This is a genomic window from Candidatus Uhrbacteria bacterium CG10_big_fil_rev_8_21_14_0_10_50_16, from assembly GCA_002774875.1.
Classification (GTDB): domain Bacteria; phylum Patescibacteriota; class Patescibacteriia; order UBA9934; family UBA11717; genus UBA11717.
The window spans coordinates 143,514-165,262 of the sequence record PCYM01000001.1; the positions used below are offsets into that span (position 1 = coordinate 143,514).

At 47.7% G+C, this 21,749-nt stretch carries 22 protein-coding genes; 18 read left to right on the forward strand and 4 right to left on the reverse strand.

Annotation, left to right across the window (positions count from 1 at the left end):
• Nucleotides 1-115 precede the first annotated feature (115 nt).
• From COV06_00780 to COV06_00860, 17 genes are all read left to right on the forward strand, one after another.
• A complete protein-coding gene (locus COV06_00780; GenBank protein ID PIR48098.1) occupies nucleotides 116-703 on the forward strand; it encodes a uracil-DNA glycosylase in 588 nt (195 codons plus the stop codon).
• Between the two features lie 4 nt (nucleotides 704-707).
• Entirely contained in the window at nucleotides 708-1,295 is a 588-nt protein-coding gene (locus COV06_00785; protein PIR47922.1) for a thymidine kinase, read from the forward strand.
• A gap of 82 nt (nucleotides 1,296-1,377) precedes the next feature.
• Complete coding sequence (locus tag COV06_00790) at nucleotides 1,378-1,803, forward strand: hypothetical protein (GenBank protein PIR47923.1); 426 nt, start codon at nucleotides 1,378-1,380, stop codon at nucleotides 1,801-1,803.
• Nucleotides 1,800-2,282 carry a hypothetical protein gene (locus tag COV06_00795; protein ID PIR47924.1) on the forward strand — a complete coding sequence of 161 codons (483 nt, stop codon included), beginning with the start codon at nucleotides 1,800-1,802 and terminating at the stop codon, nucleotides 2,280-2,282. Before COV06_00790 ends, COV06_00795 begins: the two co-directional genes overlap by 4 nt.
• A 29-nt stretch (nucleotides 2,283-2,311) precedes the next feature.
• Nucleotides 2,312-5,185, forward strand: coding sequence for a hypothetical protein (locus COV06_00800; protein ID PIR47925.1), 2,874 nt, complete (start codon nucleotides 2,312-2,314; stop codon nucleotides 5,183-5,185).
• Nucleotides 5,182-5,526 carry a hypothetical protein gene (locus tag COV06_00805; protein PIR47926.1) on the forward strand — a complete coding sequence of 115 codons (345 nt, stop codon included), beginning with the start codon at nucleotides 5,182-5,184 and terminating at the stop codon, nucleotides 5,524-5,526. Before COV06_00800 ends, COV06_00805 begins: the two co-directional genes overlap by 4 nt.
• A gap of 9 nt (nucleotides 5,527-5,535) precedes the next feature.
• Nucleotides 5,536-5,919 (forward strand): hypothetical protein, encoded by a 384-nt coding sequence (locus COV06_00810; GenBank protein PIR47927.1) that lies wholly within the window; start codon nucleotides 5,536-5,538, stop codon nucleotides 5,917-5,919.
• Nucleotides 5,920-5,990: 71 nt separating this feature from the next.
• The gene (locus COV06_00815) at nucleotides 5,991-7,058 is read left to right on the forward strand and encodes a rod shape-determining protein (protein PIR47928.1); all 1,068 of its coding nucleotides are present in this window, start codon (nucleotides 5,991-5,993) and stop codon (nucleotides 7,056-7,058) included.
• A complete protein-coding gene (locus COV06_00820) occupies nucleotides 7,055-7,861 on the forward strand; it encodes a hypothetical protein (protein PIR47929.1) in 807 nt (268 codons plus the stop codon). Before COV06_00815 ends, COV06_00820 begins: the two co-directional genes overlap by 4 nt.
• Complete coding sequence (locus COV06_00825) at nucleotides 7,858-8,355, forward strand: hypothetical protein (GenBank protein PIR47930.1); 498 nt, start codon at nucleotides 7,858-7,860, stop codon at nucleotides 8,353-8,355. Before COV06_00820 ends, COV06_00825 begins: the two co-directional genes overlap by 4 nt.
• Nucleotides 8,352-10,274 (forward strand): penicillin-binding protein 2, encoded by a 1,923-nt coding sequence (gene mrdA, locus COV06_00830; protein PIR47931.1) that lies wholly within the window; start codon nucleotides 8,352-8,354, stop codon nucleotides 10,272-10,274. The genes COV06_00825 and mrdA overlap by 4 nt, the downstream gene beginning before the upstream one ends.
• Before the next feature lies 1 nt (nucleotide 10,275).
• Complete coding sequence (locus tag COV06_00835) at nucleotides 10,276-10,737, forward strand: transcription elongation factor GreA (GenBank protein ID PIR47932.1); 462 nt, start codon at nucleotides 10,276-10,278, stop codon at nucleotides 10,735-10,737.
• Between the two features lie 166 nt (nucleotides 10,738-10,903).
• The gene (locus COV06_00840) at nucleotides 10,904-11,341 is read left to right on the forward strand and encodes a hypothetical protein (protein ID PIR47933.1); all 438 of its coding nucleotides are present in this window, start codon (nucleotides 10,904-10,906) and stop codon (nucleotides 11,339-11,341) included.
• Nucleotides 11,341-12,606, forward strand: a complete 1,266-nt coding sequence (locus COV06_00845) for a serine--tRNA ligase (GenBank protein PIR48099.1) — start codon at nucleotides 11,341-11,343, stop codon at nucleotides 12,604-12,606. The genes COV06_00840 and COV06_00845 overlap by 1 nt, the downstream gene beginning before the upstream one ends.
• A gap of 115 nt (nucleotides 12,607-12,721) precedes the next feature.
• Nucleotides 12,722-13,471, forward strand: a complete 750-nt coding sequence (locus COV06_00850; protein ID PIR47934.1) for a hypothetical protein — start codon at nucleotides 12,722-12,724, stop codon at nucleotides 13,469-13,471.
• Between the two features lie 6 nt (nucleotides 13,472-13,477).
• Nucleotides 13,478-13,948, forward strand: coding sequence for a hypothetical protein (locus COV06_00855; protein PIR47935.1), 471 nt, complete (start codon nucleotides 13,478-13,480; stop codon nucleotides 13,946-13,948).
• Between the two features lie 65 nt (nucleotides 13,949-14,013).
• Complete coding sequence (locus tag COV06_00860) at nucleotides 14,014-14,193, forward strand: DUF378 domain-containing protein (protein PIR47936.1); 180 nt, start codon at nucleotides 14,014-14,016, stop codon at nucleotides 14,191-14,193.
• Nucleotides 14,194-14,921: 728 nt separating this feature from the next.
• Here COV06_00860 and COV06_00865 read toward each other — a convergent pair.
• The 4 genes from COV06_00865 to COV06_00880 are packed head-to-tail and all read right to left on the reverse strand — an operon-like array spanning nucleotide 14,922 to nucleotide 18,969.
• Nucleotides 14,922-16,145 (reverse strand): hypothetical protein, encoded by a 1,224-nt coding sequence (locus tag COV06_00865; protein ID PIR47937.1) that lies wholly within the window; start codon nucleotides 16,143-16,145, stop codon nucleotides 14,922-14,924.
• Between the two features lie 2 nt (nucleotides 16,146-16,147).
• The gene (locus COV06_00870) at nucleotides 16,148-17,602 is read right to left on the reverse strand and encodes a glutamate--tRNA ligase (protein PIR47938.1); all 1,455 of its coding nucleotides are present in this window, start codon (nucleotides 17,600-17,602) and stop codon (nucleotides 16,148-16,150) included.
• A 36-nt stretch (nucleotides 17,603-17,638) separates the two neighbouring features.
• Nucleotides 17,639-18,418, reverse strand: a complete 780-nt coding sequence (locus COV06_00875; GenBank protein PIR47939.1) for a hypothetical protein — start codon at nucleotides 18,416-18,418, stop codon at nucleotides 17,639-17,641.
• Nucleotides 18,415-18,969 carry an RNA 2',3'-cyclic phosphodiesterase gene (locus COV06_00880; protein PIR47940.1) on the reverse strand — a complete coding sequence of 185 codons (555 nt, stop codon included), beginning with the start codon at nucleotides 18,967-18,969 and terminating at the stop codon, nucleotides 18,415-18,417. The genes COV06_00875 and COV06_00880 overlap by 4 nt, the downstream gene beginning before the upstream one ends.
• A 109-nt stretch (nucleotides 18,970-19,078) precedes the next feature.
• On the opposite strand from COV06_00880, the gene COV06_00885 reads away from it, so the two are divergent.
• Nucleotides 19,079-21,745, forward strand: a complete 2,667-nt coding sequence (locus COV06_00885) for a type VI secretion system ATPase TssH (GenBank protein ID PIR47941.1) — start codon at nucleotides 19,079-19,081, stop codon at nucleotides 21,743-21,745.
• Nucleotides 21,746-21,749 lie beyond the last annotated feature (4 nt).

Below are 21,749 nucleotides of genomic sequence, written 5' to 3' on the forward strand. Positions count from 1 at the left end.
AGTGTATTTGATGGGAATAAAACAATGCGATAGCTTGCCCATGATCACGCACGATCATGAGGAAAGAGATTTGTGCTAAAATGGTTCTATGACACGCGCGGAAAAACAAACGGCCATGGAAGTTATCCACAGGGAGATTGAATGCCTCACGGCTTCTTTTTTGTGCGAGGAGCGAATTCGCACGCAGATGCTCCCCGTAATAGGGGAGGGGTCGCTTGACGCGAGGGTGATGTTTATCGGCGAGGCACCAGGGAAAAAAGAGGCGCTTACAGGCAAGCCGTTTTGCGGTGCATCGGGAAAGGTTTTAGATCAGTTGCTCACAGATACGGGTTTATCACGTGAGTCCGTGTATATTACAAATGTTGTAAAGGATCGACCGCCAAAAAATCGCGACCCTAAGCCCGAGGAGATTGAGCTCTATGGTCCGTTCCTTGATCGTCAAATTGCGCTCATACAACCAACGGTTATTGCAACACTTGGCCGGTTTTCTATGGAATATGTGATGCGTCGTTATGGTCTTGAGGAGCGGTTGGAGACAATCTCTGGGCTTCACGGAAAGCAACATACTCTGAAAATGGAGTTTGGTACCGTCCACATGCGCCCGCTCTACCACCCAGCTGTAGCCGTGTATAATCGAACCAGGTACAGTGAACTCTTGGCAGACATGCAGTCACTTGCCGATTTTGAACAACCAGCAACCTGAAGGTATGCCAAACGGATCTGTGGAAGTTATTTGTGGAGGAATGTTCTCGGGGAAAACCGAGGAATTGTTGAGGCGTATTCGTCGGGAGCAGTACGCTCGACGGAAAATTCAATTATTTAAACACGGACTAGATCAACGCTATACGGAGGGCCATGTGGAATCACACTCTTCTTTAAAGCTTCCCTCGGAGGAGGTTGCGACAGCTCAGGATCTGATTCGGCAGGTCAAGGAGGAGACTCGTGTTGTTGGGATCGACGAGGTGCAGTTCTTTGACGACGAGATTGTGGCGGTTGCCAATCATCTGGCGGACCGTGGGGTGCGGGTGATTGTGGCGGGCCTTGACACCGACTATAAGGGCGTGCCGTTTGGTCCCATGCCACATTTAATGGCTATCGCCGAGGATGTTACAAAAATTCGTGCCGTCTGTGTATTGTGTGGCGGGCCTGCAAGTCGATCGCATCGACTCAGCCGGGAAGGGGACCAAGTGCAGGTAGGCGCGACGGATGTTTACGAGGCGCGGTGCCGATCCTGTGACGCGCTCCATGTGTGTCCTGTTCAATCAACTACAACTTCTTATGAAACGACTCATTAGTATATTCCTGTTCATTTTCTTGTTGGGCGCTGGCTGTGTATCACCTCCTCCAACGTCGACCGTTGCGAGATCTTCTTGGTTTTTGACGCGTGCTGACAACCAACCGCTTTATGCCTTCACACCCTATTGGCAGTCGCGTGTGGATTTTCCTGCTTACCCAGAACGTTCGCGCGTGGATGGCAATGATCGTGTGTGGCTGCAAACAGTCCCAGAGCCCGTGCGTGTAGACAATTATACCTACAAGGAAAAATTTACGTACTATCCAGACGAGGATTGGATTGTGTTTGATACAATCATTTTTGATAAGAAGGCCACTATGCCATCCAACGCCGAATTACGACAGATCGGCAATAACACTATTGGGGTCATTCCAAATGGCAACGGCGTGTTTACCATGTTTTTTTTACAGACAGAGTCTGGACTATTTCAAATCATCCCCTATTATGGGTCGGACGTAACGGAGCAACAAATGGAGGAGGTGATTGGACAACTGGTGGATAACACATGATGCTGCATTTTTTAGGGAGGCGATATGCTGTCTGTCCGCGCACAGCGTTTGATGAGCGGTATATTTGGTTAGAAGGGGAGGCGTGTCACATTGTGACGCCGGTTACACAAGAGGAGCACGTGCAGCGTTGTGTGGATCGATGGGTGGAACGTGAGGCAAGGGTGTACCTCACGCAACGTGTGCGCGCGTTGTCGCAAGAGACGTCCTGGCATGTTAAACGGGTCTCGTTTAGACGGCAGTCGACCATTTGGGGAAGTTGCAGCAGTGCCAAGAATCTGAGCCTCAATCTGCATTTAATTCACGTCGATCCATTGTTGATTGACTATGTGTTGATTCACGAATTGGCGCACACTGTGGAGATGAATCATTCTCGTGCGTTTTGGAGACTAGTTGGTCAGTATTGTCCAGAATATCCACAGCGGAAGCGAGAATTGGTGCGTGTTCATCGAGAAATCAAAGAGGAGGCGAACATGGTCTAAATCGATCGTTCTTGTGTTAAAATAGGCCCATGTCAAACGTCTTAGAGGGATTAAATGAAGAGCAAATTGCGGCGGTGACCCATGCGTCAGGGCCGTTGATGATTATTGCCGGCGCTGGAACGGGCAAGACGACCGTCATGACCCGCCGGATCGCGTGGCTCATTGAGCAGGGATTGGCGGAACCGGACCAAATTTTAGCGCTGACGTTTACGGATAAGGCAGCCGCCGAGATGGAGGAACGTGTGGATCTCCTGTTACCGTATGGGTATGTCGACTTGTGGATTTCTACATTTCACGCGTTTTGCCAGCGGATTCTACAAGAGCACGGTCTTGATGTTGGGGTTGCGCCAGACGCCGATCTCCTCAACGAGACGGATGCCTGGTTGTTGATGCAAAAGCACTGGGACCGATTTCATCTCACGTATTACAAACCGCTTGGCAACCCAACAAAATTTTTACAGGCGTTGCTGCAGCATATCTCGCGATTAAAAGACGAAGGTGTGATGCCATCCGATTATCGACGACACGTTGAGTCGCTCGTGGATGTGGAGACAGAAGAAATGCGTCGACTGTTAGAGCTTGTGCATGCGTATGAGGTGTATGAGTCAATTCTTCACGAGGCACACGCGATGGATTTTGGAGGGCTGATTCTGTATGCGCTTGCATTGCTTCGTGACCGCCCGCTTGTTCTTGTGCAGTACCAACAACAGTTTCACTACATTATCGTGGATGAGTTTCAGGACACGAACTGGGCGCAGTATGAGATTGTGCGATTGCTTGCCGCCGCCAGCCAGCAAGTCGCCGTCGTGGGGGATGACGATCAAGCGATTTATCAGTTTCGCGGGGCGTCTGTCGCCAACATTTTGGCATTCGAAAAAGACTTTCCCAATACCGCTCGCGTGGTACTCACCAAAAACTATCGAACGGTGCAGCCTATTTTGGACAAAGCCTACGATTTTATTGTACAGAACAATCCGCACCGACTAGAGGTCTCTTTACAGGCGACACATGGCCTTTCAAAACAACTCATAAGCCAGGTAGGAGATGAGGGAACGGTCAAACACCTACATGCGAGAATAGTGGAAGCGGAGGTACAGATGGTGCTGCGGGAAATGCTTGCGCTCAAACAATCCACGGATTGCGATTGGAGCGACATGGCTCTTTTGGTGCGAGCGAACAGTCATGCTGAGCCGTTCTTGGAGGGGATGGACACTATTGGGATTCCGTATACGTTTTTAGCTATGCGAGGGCTGTACAGAAAACCCGTGGTCTTGGACGCCATTGCATTGTTGCGGGCGATTGACGATCCTTTTGATGCACCAAGTTTGTATCGCGTTTTCTCACATCCGGTTATTGGTATTCCTGAGCAGGACTTATTGGTACTCACGCATACGGCAAAGAAAAAAGGAATGGCAATAATGGACGTGTTGCAACTGTCAGATGTCACTATCTCGTCTGAAGGTGTTGCGCGATTGAGCGAGTGGCAGGAATTCTTTTCTTTGATTCGTGCCTCAGCAAAACGAAGAAACGCCCTGGAGGTGCTTGCCGAAGCGTTGAAGAAATCCGGCCTTTACGGATCAATCTTGCAGTTAGATGAGGCGCAGCAACTTGAGCAATCAAGCTACCTACAGCAATTCTACGAACGTGTACGGCGATTTATTCAAACGTATGCGCACGGAAGCCTTCATTTATTTCTCGAAGCATTCGCTCTTGAGCAGTTAGCAGGCGAGGAAGGGAGTCTTTCTCTGGACCTTCAGTCCGGACCCGATGAAGTTCGCGTCATGACGGTGCACGGGTCCAAGGGATTAGAGTTTAAGTCTGTATTTTTGTTAAACATGGTGGATCGAAGATTCCCGGCGCAGCATCGACAAGATTCTTTACCTATTCCCAGTGGATTGATCAAACAAGCGCAAACAGACGGTGATCCGTTTTTAGAGGAAGAACGCCGATTGTTGTATGTGGGCATGACGCGCGCTAAGGAGCGACTGTATTTGACGTCGGCAGATGGCTATGGCGGAGCGCGGCAAAAGAAGCTTTCGCGATTTATGATGGAGATGGGGTATGAGAAGCCGGATCTTGCGCAGACATTCCATGGAGCATCCTTGGAGACTTCTCTGTCTGTAGATCATGTTTTTCTCTCGGGAGCCAATTTACCTGTTCCTTCAACGTTTTCGTTTACGCAATTGGTGGCATACAATCATTGCCCGCTGCAGTATAAGTTTGCGCATGTGTTGAACATTCCAACCTTTGGTGGACCGGCACTTAGTTTTGGAAAGACGATGCACAATACGCTTCAAACGTTTTTTGAGACGTTTCTTGCCATGGACGCGTCTGAATCGAGTTGTTTGCCGATGACGGAAGATCAACTTATAAACGTCTATAGAGAGAAGTGGATTAATGACTGGTATCAAGACGAGCGGCAGCAAGAGGGTTATCGACAGCAAGGAGAGGAGAGCCTACGGGCGTATTATCAGATCATTCAGGAACATCCACCGAGACCGCTTTTTTTGGAACGCGGATTCACCATCAAAATTGATGACATTGTGATTCGTGGTCGCGTGGATCGAATCGACGCAATTGAGGGAGGTGTAGAGATTATCGACTACAAAACAGGCACGCCAAAAACAAAAAAGGATTTGTCCGCCACGGACAAGATGCAGCTCATGCTGTATCAGTTGGCGGCAAAAGAATTGTTTGGGTTGGAGCCAAAGCAACTCACGTTTCATTATCTCCAGGACCATTCTCATGTGTCCTTTTTGGCAACCGAACAGCAACTGGATACACTTAAGCAACGAATACGAGAAGAGGTGACGCAGATTCGTGCACGGAAGTTTGACCCTACACCGGGCTTCATGTGTCAGTACTGTGACTTTAAAGATATTTGTCCATTTAAAACTCTATGAAAAAACCAGAACGGTTGCTCGGCGATTTGCTTGGTGGTGCCTTGCAACGCGCAGGGATTATGCAGCAGGTGGGCGCGGCAATTATCGTAGAAGCGGCCGATCAATCTTTGGAGGAACTCTTTGATACGGGAATTTTAGAATACGCCCGTTGCCGCGCCTATCGAGACAAGGCATTACTAATCGCCTGTCGTCATGCGGCGGTAGCTCAAGAGATCAAGCTGCGAAAAACAGATCTCATTGCCGCTATCACTCGCCGCGTGCCGCGTGCCGATGTTTTAGACGTAGAAATTGTTCATCGAACGTCGACCAATAGAAAGGCCGCGTGGTATGATTCCGAATAAATACGACACATGCCTCTTCGCAACATCCTTTTCTTTATTGCTGTTGGATCACTCCTTGCGCTAGGAGGTCTTGTTGGGATCGTGTTTGCAGTGTCACCGTCGGATCTTGCTTGGTGGGGGATGCTTGTCTTTTATACACTTGTTTTTTTGGTTGTCTTTGGTGTTCTGACTGTTTTGGGAACCGTTGTTCGTGTAAAGATTTTTCATGCCGAAGTGCCGATTCGCCAGCTCACCCGTTCCTTTAGACAGGGAACCTTTATAGGAATATTGGTGTGTTTGGCGCTTCTTCTCTCTCATTTGCAATTGTTAACAACGTGGAGCTTACTTCTTTTGATCCTAGCATTAGCCTTTTTGGAGCTCTTTTTCCTTACATCCCGATCGCGTGCAACATAGGGGAAGATTGTGTATACTCAGGGCTGTAAAACAACAGGGGGACGTTGTCGTTATCCCTTTTTTCGTATCTCATGTTTAAGCAACTTCTTGGAAAATTTTCAAAGGATTTAGGGATTGATCTTGGCACGACCAATACGCTTGTCTATTCCCAGGAAAAGGGAATTGTTATTAATGAGCCTTCGGTTGTGGCGATGAACTCGCGTACCGGTCAGATTTTGGCCGTTGGTCGCGATGCTCGTAACATGATCGATAAAACGCCACCACATATCTCCACGGTGCGCCCTCTTGTAAAAGGGGTTATTTCTGATTTCGAGGTTACGGAGAAGATGCTTAAACATTTTATTGATGTGGTTCATTCGGAAACATTTACGTTTGTTCCCCGCCCACGTGTTGTGGTGGGTGTTCCGTTAGAAATAACGGAGGTGGAACGAAAAGCTGTTGAGGATGCGGTTTTGTCTGCGGGTGCACGTGAAGTGTTTTTGGTAGAGGCACCCATGGCGGCGGCAATTGGTGGACGTCTGCCTGTTATGGAATCCGTTGGAAGTATGCTTGTTGATTTAGGCGGGGGTACCACGGAGATTGCGGCTGTTTCCTTGGGCGGTGTCGTGACGTGGAAATCATTGACAATAGCAGGAGAGGAATTGAACAAAAATATTGTGCAATACGCCCGTGACACGTTTAACCTTTTGATTGGCGACAAAGTGGCAGAAGAGATTAAGATTAAAATAGGATCTGCCGCAACGCTCAGTGAGCCGTTGGTTATTCCTATGCGAGGTCGTGATCTCATATCGGGGTTACCTCGTGAGATTGTCGTGAATGACACGCAAATCCGAGAGGCAATGAGTCGATCCATTAAATTTATCATCGATAATATTAAGGCAACGCTTGAGGTGACGCCCCCAGAGTTGGTGGCAGATATTTATGAACGTGGTCTTATCCTTGTAGGTGGTGGCGCATTACTCACAAACCTTGATGAAGCGATCGCTAAAGAAATTCAGATTCCTGTTCGCATTGCCGACGACCCGTTAGCGTGTGTTGCGCGTGGAACGGGTGCGCTTCTCGATAATCCTGCGTTGCTTCGCGATCTTGCACTGCCTTCGGCAACAGATGATAGACGTTCCTTTCTTTCAAAAATATGAGGTCAACCTCGGTGGAATGGGGTGTACGCCTTATTTTTATCGCGGCCGTCGCCCTTGTGCTTGCGATCTTGGCTCGGACGAATATTGTACGAGGGTCGAGTGGGCGATTTTTGAGCTGGTTAGAGTCTCCGTTTACCGTTGTCGCAGATACGGTTGGGGGGCATGGGGAAGTGATTTTTGCATCACGTAAGGAATTGATCGCGGAGCTACAAGAGCGAGAGACACAGGTGCTGCAACTCGCAAAGACCGCATCTCAATGGGAATTGGCACAACAGGAACGGGATCAGGCGCTTGCACTACTAGGGTATTCCAAGGATGCATCAGAGGTTGTGCTTGCGGCACGCGTTCGCGTGCGATCTTCGGCGAGTGATTCAGACAGCGTCTTGATAGACAAAGGTGCCTTGGACGGCGTACAGACACAACAAGCTGTTATTACTGGGGAGGGGGCCTTCTACGGCCTCGTTGGGGAAGTCTTTGCGCACACGGCGCGTGTTGTGCGATTAACAGACCCTTCGGTTGTTGTGGGAGGCCGCATGGTGAGCACACAGCAAACCGTTGGTGTAGTTGAAGGGGGCTATGGTCCTGTTGTTCGTATGGCTTACGTAGCACAAGACACGGACGTTCGTGTAAATGACATTGTTGTCACGTCAGGGGTCGATCCGTCTGTCCCTGCGGGGATTGTCATTGGACTGGTAAACGTGATTGAGGAAGATCAGAATGCGCCGTTTCTCACTCTCTATATAGAGCCGTTGGCACAGTTGCGACAAACACGTGTCGTGGGAATTCTGCAGTCCCCACTATGATGCGGTATTTTGGTCATTTCATTTTTCTCCTAGTTTGCCTTGCACTTGAGTATGGGGCGATTCATGCGTTACCGCTCCCATGGTCATTGATACCGCTCTGCCTTTCTATTGGTGTGTTTTTTGTTTTTACGCTGCATGCAGATCTTGGTCTACTTTGGTTTGTTGGTGTTGGATTCGCGGCGGACCTGCAATCTATGCATCCAGTGGGGGAAACGGTCATTGGGGCCCTTATTGGGGGGGTTTTGATCTATATTGTGCAGCAGCATATCTCGCATAGCTCGCTCTATTCTGTCATGATTCTGGGAGGAAGTACGTCGTTAGTCTGGCTTGCCTGTGCAGAATTGCTTCGTCGCGTGACGGGCGTTTCTTCTTCATTTGGATTTGGTATGATTCTCACGGAGGCCTCTATAGCGATGATTTTGTCCGGTCTTCTCCTACTGGTTGTCCCTCGGGCAAGCAAATACTTGAGCCGCTCAATACGTTTTTACACATGAATCAGCAATCTCCATTCTCCATACAGCCGATGGATGGTCTCGGCGTTATTCCTGCGCTGCAGGAGGATATTGATTTTGAGGATACGTTGGGACACACCTATAGAAATCGTTCCGAAGCTGATTTTATCGGAACGTCGATCACAGAAACACGGTGGAAGTGGGCGGGCATTACCATGGCGGTTCTTTTTGCGCTATTGCTTGGTCAGGCAGCACAATTACAAATCTGGCATGGAAATAGCTTTTATGCACAGGCCGAGGGAAACCGTATCCGGGACGAGGTCATTCCGGCGGATCGGGGGAGAATTTTGGATCGATCAGGAACTGTGTTGGTCAATAATATTCCCGCATTTTCTTTGTGGATCAAGCGTGATGTATTGGATGACTCGGATAAATATCTGGCAGCTATTGACCAGATGGCCCTATTGCTTAATGAGGATGTTCACGAGCTACATGATCAACTGCTTTCAAGCGACGGTTTGAGCGATGAGCTGCTTGTGACGCATAATATGCCAACGGCTGCGGCGTTAGAAGTCCTCGCTTCTCCTGAAGCTTATGAGTATTTGCGCGTCGAGGCGGGTGTAAGACGGTATGATGTCGACGTACAATCGCAGACACTTTCTGCGCTTCTTGGATATACAGGGTCAATGAATGAGGATGAGTATGCCGAGTATAGGCAATCTGGCTATCAAAAAAATGAGCTCATTGGAAAGATTGGGATCGAGGAGTCGTATGAGCAAGTTTTACGAGGGTTTCCGGGGACGCGCCGAGTAGAGGTAGATGCGGTTGGTCACCCACAATCGATATTGGAAAAACGGGATGCTGTTGACGGCGCAACACTTACGCTCCATATCGACGCAGGCCTACAGGCCATGATTGAGGCCCACCTGGCCCAGTTGGAAAATGAGCAGGGGATTCGCAACGCTTCCGTGGTTGTCATGGATCCTCGCGATGGAGGTATTCGTGCGCTTGTGTCCTATCCAGGTTTTGACAGCAATCTTTTTATGGACAAAATTGACCAAGACCAGTATCGTGCACTTCTTGAGGATCCTGCACGACCGCTCTTCTCGCGTGCGCTTTCTGGTCAGTTTCCTTCAGGATCAACATTTAAGCCTATCGTCGCGGCCGCAGCTTTGGACGCAGGCGTGATCACAGAACACACAACAGTCCTTAGTACGGGTGGAATCAGAATCGGACAATTCTTTTTCCCCGACTGGAAGGCGGGCGGACACGGCATTGTCGACGTACGCAAAGCGATCGCAGACTCGGTCAATACGTTCTTTTATATGATTGGTGGTGGGTACCTCGACTTTGAGGGATTGGGGCTCGATCGGATGATGACTTCCGCGGCGGCATTTGGTCTCGGTCAGCCTTTAGGGATTGATGTTCCGCACGAAGCTTCTGGATTTCTTCCAAGTGCCGCTTGGAAGAATGAAGTAAAACAGGAGCCGTGGTATATTGGAGACACGTATCACGTTTCTATTGGACAAGGAGATATTTTAGTCACGCCACTTCAAGTTGCTGCGTTTACAACGGTGTTTGCAAACGGAGGTACATTGTTTGAACCACAGGTTGTTGATCGCTATGAATCTCAGGGAAAGATACAGGACATTGCTCCACGTATTATAAACTCAGAGACGGCAAGTCCGGAGGCGATTGCGATTGTGCGTGAAGGGCTGAGACAAACGGTTACTCAGGGTTCCGGAAGGAGGTTGAATGGGTTGCCTATTCCTGTTGCAGGAAAAACGGGAACGGCGCAATGGCACAGCACAAAAGAAAACCATGCATGGTTTACGGGGTTTGCTCCCTACGATGATCCAGAATTAGTCGTGACTATTCTGATCGAAGAAGGAGGGGAGGGATCCGCTGTTGCCGTTCCGCTCGCTTATGATATTTTTGATTGGTGGTTTTACAAAGAATAGTATGACAGATACACATTACATGAGTCAGGAGAAGCTTGATGAGTTGATTCAAGAACTTCAAGAACGCAAAACGGCTGGGCGTAAAGAAATCGCCGTAACGTTAGAATACGCAAAGTCCCTCGGGGATCTCTCCGAGAATTTTGAATATCATGATGCAAAAGATCGACAAGCAACAAATGAAAAGCGCATTATCATTCTCGAGGACATGATTAAAAATGCCGTGATTATCCAGCAACAGTCCGGTGGATCTGTTATTGATTTAGGTGTCACATTCCTTGTGGAACGCGATCAAAAGGAAATGACCTTCCAAATTGTTGGAAGCAACGAAGCAAACCCATTGGAGGGAAAGATCAGTAATGAGTCTCCCATGGGAGAGGCATTTATCGGTGCGCGTGTAGGAGAAGTTGTTGTTGTGGAGACACCTGCAGGCCATGCACAATACACCGTTAAGGCGATTCATTAGACTTGTGGAGAGGCCTTGACGAACCTCTCAAAGTTTCGTACGCTAGCGTCGTACTAAGGAGGTGTGCAAAATTTAGGCACGAGACCCTGGTTACTTGACAAAATGCCTATTAAAGAGTTTAGTAGCCCCAAGAATGTTGGGGGTTGAATCGTAACAAAAACAGACTATGAAGCGCGTCATGGTGTTCGGAACCTTCGATATTGTGCACGATGGACATCGTCATCTTTTGCAACAAGCGGCGGAAATGGGAGAGGAAGTAATTGTGGTTGTCTCACGAGATGAGCATGTTCTTGAGTTAAAAGGACGTCTCCCTATTAATCAGTTGGATGACCGTCTGGAAGCGATTAGTTGTGAATCAGAAGTAACACTTGCGGTTGCAGGAGATGAAGAGCTCGGTAGCTATGGAGTTCTTACAGAGCACGAACCAGATGCGGTTCTTCTCGGTTATGACCAAGACGAGCTCAAGGATAATTTAACCTCATGGATGGAGGATCAGGAACTGCATAATATTTCTTGCACCTATGCTTCCGCGTATATGCCACATTTATTTAATACGACGCGTATTGTAGAGCAAATGCAGGATGAAGAAATGTCTGTCCTATGATCGATTTAAAGTTTCTTCAGGAGCATGGAGATGTTGTGGAGGCCAATAACGCGCGCCGAGGTGCGCGTATTGATATCTCTATCGCACAGGGACTCATTAGCCAGCGTGTAGAAGAAATGGGTCGAGTTGAAGCACTACGTCAAGAAGGGAATGAAATTGCAGCCAGGATTCCCTTTGCAGCGGATCAAGATAAACCGACACTGATTGAAAAAGGAAAACAGATTCGAACACACGTAAAAGAACAGGAGGTTCAACTAAAAGAGATTGAAACAGCGTTAGCGCAAGAGCTCAAGCAATACCCAAATATTTTGCGTGACGATGTTCCAGATGGTACAGATGAATCAGCAAATGAACTCGTACAAACCGTTAGTGAACCAACGACGTTTACCTTTACACCAAAAGATCACCTGGAGCTTGGGGAGGCTCTTGGTATTATTGACGTAGAACGAGCGGCAAAAGTGTCCGGCGCGCGTTTTGTCTATTTGCTAGGAGATGGGGCTCGCATGCAGTTTGCGCTCTTGAACTATGCAATGGATACGTTAGTAAAGGAACAATTTGTGCCAGCGCTGACTCCGCACATGATCAAGACGGAAATGATGGATGCTATGGGTTATCTAAGTCATGGTGGGGAAGACGAGATCTATCATCTAAAGAATGATGACCTCGTTCTTATTGGAACGTCTGAACAATCGGTGGGGCCAATGCATAGCGGGGAAATCCTTGCGGCAGAAAAGTTACCTATGCGATACGTAGGTTACTCTCCTTGTTACCGGAGAGAGGCGGGTAGCTATGGAAAAGATGTGCGCGGAATTTTGCGCGTGCATCAATTTGATAAGATCGAGATGTTTTCCTACGCGGACCCAGAAAATTCTGATCAGGAACATGAGTTTTTGCTCTCTATGCAAACACGACTTATGAATGGTCTTGGTTTGCCGTACCGTGTCATGAAGCTCTGTGCGATGGACACTGGCACACCTTCTGCTCGTACGTATGATATTGAGACATGGATGCCAGCACAGGGCGCATACCGAGAAACACATTCCACTTCTAACACAACGGATTTTCAAACGCGGCGTCTTCAGACACGTGTTAAGAAAGATGGGAAGACACAGTTTGTCCATGCGCTTAATGGAACGGCCTTTGCCATTGGTCGAATATTGATTGCAATTTTGGAGAATAATCAACAAGAGGACGGAACTATTAAAATTCCAGAAGTTCTGCGGCCCTATATGGGTGGACAAGAGGTTATTACCTCTCGGTTGTAGTCAGTCCCTTGGGTCCTAGTTGACCCGTAAGTTCGTGCTTATGGCTTTCATGCAACGACGACAACGGCGAGTAAATCCTTATTTTCGCCAGAAACCAGTGGGGCCTACGCGCACAATGTTTGTACGTATTTCTATTAGCATTGTAGGGATCGTCGTTTTTCTAGGTCTTGTATATGGTCCATTCTTTGATATTCGCACGGTACGCGTTGAGGGAGCGTCTCCAGACATTGAGAGCGCCATCTCGATACGGTCTAACGAGTGGCTACAGAAAAAACACTTCTTTGTTCTTCCGAGGAGAAATAAATATTTTGTAGGGATCGCGGGCTTGGAGTCCGTGCTGCTTGCGGAGCTTCCGTTAAATACAGTGCAAATAGAACGAGAAAAACGTGAACTTGTGGTACGCGTGAATGAGAAAATTCGTACATTTTATCTGTTAAAGGAGGATAAGCTTTATGCAGTAGACCGATTTGGTATGTTGTTGGAGCAGGTGGACGATCTTGAGCGTGCTCGTATCGTTTTAGAAATCGCATCGGGGGCAACAGTCCCTGTTATTACCGACGAGAGGGGAGTCGCTATTTTGGAGGGTCAGCCGATCATTGCTCCAGCATGGCTTGAGAATATTGTTACCTTGTTTGATGTGTTGGAGGAAAAAACAATGCTCTCGCCAAAATCTGCGACGATTGTAGATGAGGAGGGGAGGGTAGATGTGGAAACGGAATCGGGTGTGGTCCTCTATACAAATATTGAAAAAGGCATCGATACACAGATCGAGAAACTGACGGCATTGATCGATAGACGGCTTGTGGACATTGCAGAACTTTCGTATATTGACCTACGATTTACCAATAGACTCTTCTATCATTAAATTTCTATGAAACTCAAATCCGTACTTGCTCTCATTGGCCTCGTTATTATCGTGTTGCTCCTCGCCTCTTGGTTTAAACAGGGCATCCCGGAGCAACAAGCAGAAGGATTTCTCCCTGACCACATTACAGAGATAGAAGGAACAACATTGCCAAGAGCTATTCAGGAGGCCAGAATACGTGGGAAGCGGTTTGTCCGTATTTCAGATCCTGACGGGAATACAATTACGGTTGATCTTGGTCAGCAGACACAAACAATCTTTACACTTTCTGACCCAGGCGAGGAACCTCTTAAGGTTCTACAATCCTATAAGGTGCCTGTAGAGAAAGCATTTGGTATTGTGGATATTCCAGGAGAGTCGTACAGCTTTTCGCTACCGGAGGTAAATTATGCACAAATCGCAAGTATCGTGTACGAGATCTCGGTCAGACTTTTCCACATAGCGTCTACTACGAACTGGGTAATTGATATAGAATAAAATCATACATAAATCATAAACAAACATGTATGAAGGGTTGTTGCAAGAATTCTGGAGGAATCCAGATGGTCGCCTGGGTATTAATCATCGTTGGAGCTATTAACTGGGGTCTTGTTGGAGGCTTTGGATTTAACCTTGTTAACTGGATTTTCTCATTCAGTGAGGTTGTAGAAACGATCGTTTACATCCTTGTTGGAGTCTCTGGAGTGTACGCGGTATTTACGGGGTGTCACGGTAAAAAGTAGGCTGCCATAATTGAGAGAGAAACGACCATAAACACATGGTCGTTTTGTTTTAGACAAATCCGTCTGCTACATTTTACGACACAAAGTACAAGGGAGGGGAGCGAGGGTAGAGGACTACACAGAATGAGATCGCCACATACTTACCGTTAAGATATGGGAAGTTGCTAAATACAAATAGGAATTTCCGCTACGGAGATATTTTTATTTTAACTGCAAATATTTTCAAGGTAGTCCGGGACGTCTCAAATCAACACAGGTCAATTTTGATTTTCATAGATTTGTGAGAGGATGTTTTATCGTGTCACAATTGGCTATCTGTACAATGTGAACATGCATCAGCGCATGGAAACGCGTTAATCGGATACAATAATAACAATCTGTAGGACGTATTAAAAAGAAAGCAATCAATAGAAGCATTAACGTATATATAGATTGACTACCAAGGAATACGTAGTCGAATCTCCCATGAGTCGTAAAAGGTATATTGCGCGACACATAGAACAAACTGCTTCGTCACGCAAGGAGGTGCTGCACCTCGCCTGTCTTCTATCCAGATTCCTTGTGTTTAAAGGGATCTTGTTCGAATGAGTGCTTTGATACCCTATCGAACCGTATATTCTCTCCCCCTGTGTTATCTGAAGCCCCGTGTCACTACAAAAGAAAAATTAACGTGCCTTACTACCCCTCAAATCAACACAGGTCAATTTTAAGCGTTAAAACAAACGAACTTATTGATTAATAAGATATTCATAAGGGTTTACGGGAATACCATTCTCCCGAACCTCAAAGTGTAGATGTGCTCCCGTTGAAAGTCCTGCACCAGGGGTTCCTGGAATTCCACCGGTTTTACCAATTGGTTGGCCTCGCTCAACAAACTGATCGGCTCTTACGTCCATTTGCGACAAATGTGCGTAGAGCGTGGCCACGCCGTTAGCGTGGATAATCATAATGTAGTTTCCATAGCTGCGTCCTGTGAGCGCCCAGGCGACGTATCCTGGTGCGGCGGCTCGTAGCTGTGTTCCGTATGGAACGGCCATGTCGAGTCCGGAATGCTCAAAGAGATGACGGAACGGATATGTTGGGTCGTGAAACGTTGCCGTGATGACGGGGCCTGTAACGGGCCAGGACAAAATTGTCGGTCCAATAAGCTCTTGTGCTTGCTCATCTCCCTCGTCAATTTTGCGATTAACCTCCTCCTGCAATCGGAAAATTTGTGTCTGAATATATTGGCGCTCCTCACTGAGCTCACGAAGCAGCACACCAAACTGTGCCTCTGAATTCTCCGCAGCAGCTAGGAGTGAATCCTTTGCGGCCTTCTCTTGTTCTAGGTGTAGTTTTGTCTTTTGTAATTCCTCCCGCATAGAGACAAGTCGCTCTTTTTGCTCCGTTTGCTGTTCTTGTTGTGCGGACAACTGTGCACTCAACGTCTTTACGCGTTCTAGTGTAAGGGATAGATCCTCTTGCAATGTTTCTAGGTATTGTACTTGATCAAAGAACTCCGAAAATACATCATGGCCAAAAAGAACTTCAATAGGACCTGCGTCGTCTACCTGATAAAGTTCTTTGAGGACAATACCGATCATTGTGCGTGCCTCTGTGATTTGCTGTTCCGCACTTACAATCTCCTCTCGTGTTTTGTTGATCTCTAGTTCTACCTTGTCGATCGAAAGTTGCGCAGATTGAATGTCGAGCTGTGTCTTTTTGACGCGGTTTTCTAAAATGGAGAGCTCGTTTGAAAGGCTTTTTTGTTGTTGCTCAGCCTTAACGATCTTATCCTGAAACTGATCAATCTTATTGCGGATACCGTCAATTTCTGCTTGCTTGTTCTCAATGTCCGTCGAGAGTTGATCGACTGTTGTTGCGGAGACGCTTACCACAAACGCACTTGTCGCAAAAAGCGCAAGAAGAATCGGGAAAACGACGTAACGTTGGAAAAGATTCGCTTGCTGCATAGTTAGCGAGAACCTTGTAGTAAGACAATGGCCATCTCCATACGGCGTAGGGACTCCTCTGCCCCAAGGGCATAAACGAGTTCAAATGGACTTGGGGAAACCTTATTACCGGACAACGCAATACGCATTGGCCACAAGATTGCGCCAGTTTGTAAATCTTGTGCCTTAATCCATTCCTTCATAGAAAGTTCAAATTCAGAAAGGATATGCACATCCCCGTATGATCTCACATAGCCAATAGCTGCTTTAAGCATCTCGGTGGCGTCCTGTGCGTCAGAATCCTTCCAGACCAATAGAGCGGCTTCGTAATCTGGAGGAAGAAGAAGGTCGCGCACGCGCTCAACGAGATCGACAAGTGTTACTGCGCGTGTTTTTTCTATCTCAGCAAAACGGTATTGTTGAGGTTCCAGGACGAGACCAAAATCCTGCAGGTGCGCAGCGAGCCCTTCCCCACTCATTTGTTGAAGATACTGCTTGTTCATCCAATCAAGTTTCTCGAAGTTTACAACTGCCCCGCCCTTATTCACCTTTTTAAGGTCGAACGAGTCAATAAGCTCTTTTAAGGAATAGATCTCTCTATCCCCTGTTGGATTAAATCCAAGTGTTGCAATAAAGTTCACGAGCGTTTCTGCCAGGTAGCCCTTCTCTAGATACTGTTCCGCGCCAACATCTCCTTGTCGTTTGCTCAACTTTGAGCGATCAGCATTTAATAAGAGTGGTACATGCGCAAAACGAGGCGCCTCCCAACCCAACATCGTATAGAGCATAAGATGTTTGGGTGTTGAAGAAAGCCATTCCTCACCACGAATAACGGTCGTAATCTCCATAAGGTGATCATCGACAACAACGGCCAGGTGATACGTTGGAAACCCGTCGGTTTTTAGGAGCACTTGATCGTCTATTTCCTTGTGGTCGAACGTAACATCACCACGAATAATGTCGTGAATCACTGTTTTCCCTTCCGGAACGTGGAGTCGGATAACGTGAGGCGTATTAACCTTAAGGTGCTGCTCGATCTCTGCATCGGATGCATGGAGACAGTGCCGATCATACTTAGGCTGCTCTTTATTCGCTTGCTGTTCTTTTCGCATGGCATCAAGTCGATCACGATCACAGAAGCAACGATAGGCATGACCGTCCGCGATGAGTTGCTGCGCGTATTTTGCGTAAATAGTAAGACGTTTGGATTGTACGTACGGTCCAAAGTCCCCACGTTCGGAAAGAGAACTCCCTTGTCGGTAGACGCCTTCGTCGGGGTCAAGACCAAGCCTATGTAGGGTATCGATGATATTCTCAACACCATTTTCCACAGAACGCGCTTGATCTGTGTCCTCAATACGTAATAAAAAATCCCCTCCTGACTGTTTTGCAAGAAAGTAGGCATACAGAGCGGTACGAACACCACCAATATGCAAGAGACCCGTTGGGCTTGGAGCGAAGCGTGTACGTTCTTTCATAGGGTTTCAACGAGTCAAATACAATTAAACATGGGCCTAGCGATCGCCCCTGGTCGCTGTAAGTCTATCCAAAATAGCAGCGATTGGAAAGCGGATAACTGCGTCGTAAATTCGATGAATACGGCTAGGTTGTCGCAAAACGCGCCAAAGCCACTCTAAACCAATCGCACGCATCCAAATTGGTGCTCGCATTATACGGCCGGAAATCATGTCGACAGCACCGCCTACACCGATTGCGACACGTACGGAGGGAAACTGTGGCGCGTGGTCTACGATCCATCGTTCCTGTCGCGAATATCCGGCTCCACCAAGGGCGATTGCGAGTACGTCTGGAGCGAGTTGTTGAACACGAGACAGTAAGTCGCCTGGTTGATTCCACTCGTCCAAGTCCCAGTGAATACGCATATCGCTCAAGGAAGAGACGCGTAGCCCTGGAAACGCTGTTTCTAGGATCGTACTTGCGCGTGCGGAGTCTTCTCCCCAACCGCCAATAATAAGGAGATGCATGTTTCGCTGACCTGCGAGCCGACAAATATCAAGCAATACGTCTACTCCCGGAAAACGTCGCAATGTCCCCTGCCCCGTGAGACGAGATAATAGTGACAGACCAAATCCATCTGGGATGCGCATATGCATTCGACGAAGAATACGAGCAATGTCCTCGTCCTGATGGGCTGCGAGCAACATCTCTGGGTTTGGTGTAGCGATGAGTACTTGTCCTAGCTCGTCGAGTGCTTGTGACAAACGCAATTCGAGCGTCCGTTGTGTGAGGCGATCAATAGGTATATCGAAAAAATCTATCTGTGCTGTGTTCATGATTGCTGAAGGTCTATCGTTGCAAGAGGGACGTATCTTACCTCAGGACCAGGGATGGATTCAAATAACGTGAGAGAATGCGCCCAAAAGGTGAATTGTGGGCTGTGGATGGTTTTAAGATCAAGTGCGAATGGACGTGTTTCGGAGCGCATGCGAGCAAGTGTGATGTGGGGTCTCCAAGGCCGGACTACTGCGGACAGGCTAAGATCGTTTAAAACAAAAGAAAGCGCTGTGTAGGTTTGAAACGCGGCAGACGTAAGATCGGCAAGTCTCATTGTGAGAGAGAATGGTGTGTTTGTGTGCGGCAGGAGCTCCAATGACCACGTTGTAAATGAGATCGGAGGTAGCTGTAACATTTGCAAGGCCTGTACGAGTTGCGTTGTAGAATCTTCACTTACGTCTCCGAGATATTGAAGCGTGATGTGGAATTGCTGTTCTGGTACCCAACACACGCGTTCGTCTCGTATTGCTCGCCTAAGCGTTTCTTGAATAACCCGAAAAGATGGAATTGCAGACTCCCCGATGTTGAGGGCTAGGAATAGTCGAGCCATAAGCAGAAGTGATTATCTCCATAGTAGCCGCAAAAGGGACGATTTGTCCACACGAATGCTTGACGAAACCAGACTAGCAGTCTAGAATTGAGAGTGCTAATTACACGCCATGCTACCAAATAATTTCACAACAAAATCCCAGGAAGCGATTCAACGTGCGCATGCGTTTGCCGTGGAACAAGGACAACAGCAATTGGAGCCGTTGCATTTGTTTTATGCGCTTGTTTCTAACGGTGATAGCGTTGTTGTATCGTTGTTGCAAAAACTCGGATGCGATTTATCACTTATCCGCGCAGACATTGAGCGAGAGCTTAAGGCCCTTCCCCGTGTTACAGCACCACACGCGCCCCAAGGCCAGGTATTTTTGGCGGAAGCGCTTGCACGTACGTTTCAAAACGCAGAACAGGCGGCCCGAGAATTTGGCGACGCCTATATTTCTACCGAGCATCTCTTTCTTGGGTTGATTGCGTCAAGTAAAGCGGTTGGTCGTATTTTGACGGCGCAAGGGGTGACGGACGCGTCTGTTTTTGAAACATTAAAAGCGCTGCGTGGAACCACGAAGATTGATTCGCCAGACGCAGAGGCGGGTGTAGATGCGCTAGAAAAATATACCATCAACCTCACGGATCTTGCTCGGGAGGAAAAATTAGATCCCGTGATTGGCCGCGATGAAGAGATTCGACGCGTTATGCAGGTATTGTCACGTCGTATCAAAAATAATCCGGTGCTCATTGGAGAAGCAGGAACCGGAAAAACGGCCATCGTAGAGGCACTCGCACAACGCATTATTGCAAACGATGTTCCAGAAAGCCTTGCAGGGAAGGAATTGATCAGTTTAGACATTGGCGCACTTGTTGCGGGAACCAAGTATCGAGGAGAGTTTGAAGATCGATTAAAGTCGATTATCCGAGAAATTGACGACGCGTCCGGCAAGTATATTTTGTTTGTCGATGAGCTACATACTCTTGTGGGTGCTGGCGCCTCTGGCGAAGGTGGTGGATTAGACGCTGCAAATATTCTCAAACCCGCACTCGCACGCGGCCAACTTAAGGCGGTTGGTGCAACAACGCTGAAGGAGTATCAAAAATACATCGAGAAAGACCCAGCACTTGAGCGTCGATTCCAGCCAATCATGGTAGAGGAACCGGATCGTGAAGATGCGATTGCTATTTTGCGTGGTATTAAGGATAAGTATGAGCTCCATCATGGAATTCGTATTACAGACGCGGCGATCGTGTCGGCGGTTGATTTGTCGCAGCGCTATATTACAGATCGATTTTTGCCAGATAAAGCTGTTGATTTGATCGACGAGGCAGGTTCTGCTCTTCGTATGGATATCGACAGCATGCCGGAGGAGTTGAATACACTCAAAAATGACATGAAGCGTTTGGAGATTGAGAAGGCGGCATTGGAGTTGGAGAGTGATAAAAAAGCCAAGGAACGGCTCGGGATTGTGGATAAAGAGATCAACGAGCTTGCGGAAAGTGTGAATGAACTTGAATTGCGTTGGACGGCGGAGAAGGATCAGATTACATCTATTCGTGATTTGTCTAAGCGTATCGATGCATTGCGCGCCGAGGCGGAGATTGAGGAACGTCGAGGCGATTTGCAAAAAGTGGCCGAGATTCGCTATGGTCGCATTCCGGAACTTGAGAAAGAAATGTATGAGCACCAGGAGCGTCTTAAGCTATTGCAAACAGAGCGCGGGCTGCTTAAAGAGGAAGTAACAGAGGAAGATGTTGCACGCGTTGTGTCAAACTGGACGGGCGTACCTGTATCAAAAATGCTCAAAAGCGAAATGGAAAAGCTCTCCAACATGGAGGATAACCTGGCACATCGTGTGATTGGTCAGGGTGAGGCGGTGCATGCAGTCTCTAACGCATTGCGACGATCCCGTGCGGGAATCTCCGAGGAAAATAGGCCTATTGGAAGTTTTATCTTTTTGGGGCCGACGGGTGTTGGAAAAACGGAGCTGGCTAAGGCGCTTGCCGAGTTTATGTTTGACGACGAGTCGAGCATTGTACGCGTAGACATGTCGGAGTACATGGAGAAGCACTCCATCTCTAAGATGATTGGATCGCCTCCAGGGTATGTTGGACATGATGAATCTGGTCAGCTCACGGAGAAAATTCGTCGACACCCCTACTCTGTTGTGCTGTTTGATGAGATTGAGAAAGCTCATCCGGACGTTTTTAATATCATGTTGCAAATTTTGGATGATGGGCATGTAACGGACACCAAGGGGCGAAAGATCAACTTCAAAAACACCGTGATTGTCATGACGTCCAACATTGGATCAGACATTATTCTCGATTCCGGTACGCGTAGCACGATTGGCTTTAACGGAGAGAGCGACACAGTGGCAGATACGGCAACGTCACGTCAGGACACGGAATTGCACGAAAAAATCATGCACCTTATAAAACAGCAGTTCCGACCAGAATTTCTCAACCGAATCGACGACATTATTATTTTCCACTCACTCGGGAAAAAGGAGATTCGTAAAATCGTGGATCTGCAGGTTGCGCGCGTCGCAGAACGTGTAGAGTTACAGGGGCTGACGTTGGAAGTGAGCGATAAGGCAAAGACTTATTTGGCGGATGCAGGTTATGACCCGCTCTACGGTGCACGTCCGCTCAAACGCGTGATTCAAGACCAGATCCTAAACCCCCTCTCTATGATGATTATCAATCAGGAGGTAGAAGAAGATCACACTATTAAAATAGACGTTAAAACCAACGCACTATCATTCACGGTAACAAAAAAGAAGGCCTGAGAGC

What these genes read in the sequence shown, in the direction of transcription:
- COV06_00780 (PIR48098.1), top strand. Translation starts at nt 116, where the DNA reads ATGGAAGTTATCCACAGGGAGATTGAATGCCTCACGGCTTCTTTTTTG.
- COV06_00785 (PIR47922.1), top strand. Translation starts at nt 708, where the DNA reads ATGCCAAACGGATCTGTGGAAGTTATTTGTGGAGGAATGTTCTCGGGG.
- COV06_00795 (PIR47924.1), top strand. Translation starts at nt 1,800, where the DNA reads ATGATGCTGCATTTTTTAGGGAGGCGATATGCTGTCTGTCCGCGCACA.
- COV06_00800 (PIR47925.1), top strand. Translation starts at nt 2,312, where the DNA reads ATGTCAAACGTCTTAGAGGGATTAAATGAAGAGCAAATTGCGGCGGTG.
- COV06_00805 (PIR47926.1), top strand. Translation starts at nt 5,182, where the DNA reads ATGAAAAAACCAGAACGGTTGCTCGGCGATTTGCTTGGTGGTGCCTTG.
- COV06_00810 (PIR47927.1), top strand. Translation starts at nt 5,536, where the DNA reads ATGCCTCTTCGCAACATCCTTTTCTTTATTGCTGTTGGATCACTCCTT.
- COV06_00815 (PIR47928.1), top strand. Translation starts at nt 5,991, where the DNA reads ATGTTTAAGCAACTTCTTGGAAAATTTTCAAAGGATTTAGGGATTGAT.
- COV06_00820 (PIR47929.1), top strand. Translation starts at nt 7,055, where the DNA reads ATGAGGTCAACCTCGGTGGAATGGGGTGTACGCCTTATTTTTATCGCG.
- COV06_00825 (PIR47930.1), top strand. Translation starts at nt 7,858, where the DNA reads ATGATGCGGTATTTTGGTCATTTCATTTTTCTCCTAGTTTGCCTTGCA.
- mrdA (PIR47931.1), top strand. Translation starts at nt 8,352, where the DNA reads ATGAATCAGCAATCTCCATTCTCCATACAGCCGATGGATGGTCTCGGC.
- COV06_00835 (PIR47932.1), top strand. Translation starts at nt 10,276, where the DNA reads ATGACAGATACACATTACATGAGTCAGGAGAAGCTTGATGAGTTGATT.
- COV06_00840 (PIR47933.1), top strand. Translation starts at nt 10,904, where the DNA reads ATGAAGCGCGTCATGGTGTTCGGAACCTTCGATATTGTGCACGATGGA.
- COV06_00850 (PIR47934.1), top strand. Translation starts at nt 12,722, where the DNA reads ATGTTTGTACGTATTTCTATTAGCATTGTAGGGATCGTCGTTTTTCTA.
- COV06_00855 (PIR47935.1), top strand. Translation starts at nt 13,478, where the DNA reads ATGAAACTCAAATCCGTACTTGCTCTCATTGGCCTCGTTATTATCGTG.
- COV06_00860 (PIR47936.1), top strand. Translation starts at nt 14,014, where the DNA reads ATGGTCGCCTGGGTATTAATCATCGTTGGAGCTATTAACTGGGGTCTT.
- COV06_00865 (PIR47937.1), bottom strand. Translation starts at nt 16,145, where the DNA reads ATGCAGCAAGCGAATCTTTTCCAACGTTACGTCGTTTTCCCGATTCTT.
- COV06_00870 (PIR47938.1), bottom strand. Translation starts at nt 17,602, where the DNA reads ATGAAAGAACGTACACGCTTCGCTCCAAGCCCAACGGGTCTCTTGCAT.
- COV06_00875 (PIR47939.1), bottom strand. Translation starts at nt 18,418, where the DNA reads ATGAACACAGCACAGATAGATTTTTTCGATATACCTATTGATCGCCTC.
- COV06_00880 (PIR47940.1), bottom strand. Translation starts at nt 18,969, where the DNA reads ATGGCTCGACTATTCCTAGCCCTCAACATCGGGGAGTCTGCAATTCCA.
- COV06_00885 (PIR47941.1), top strand. Translation starts at nt 19,079, where the DNA reads ATGCTACCAAATAATTTCACAACAAAATCCCAGGAAGCGATTCAACGT.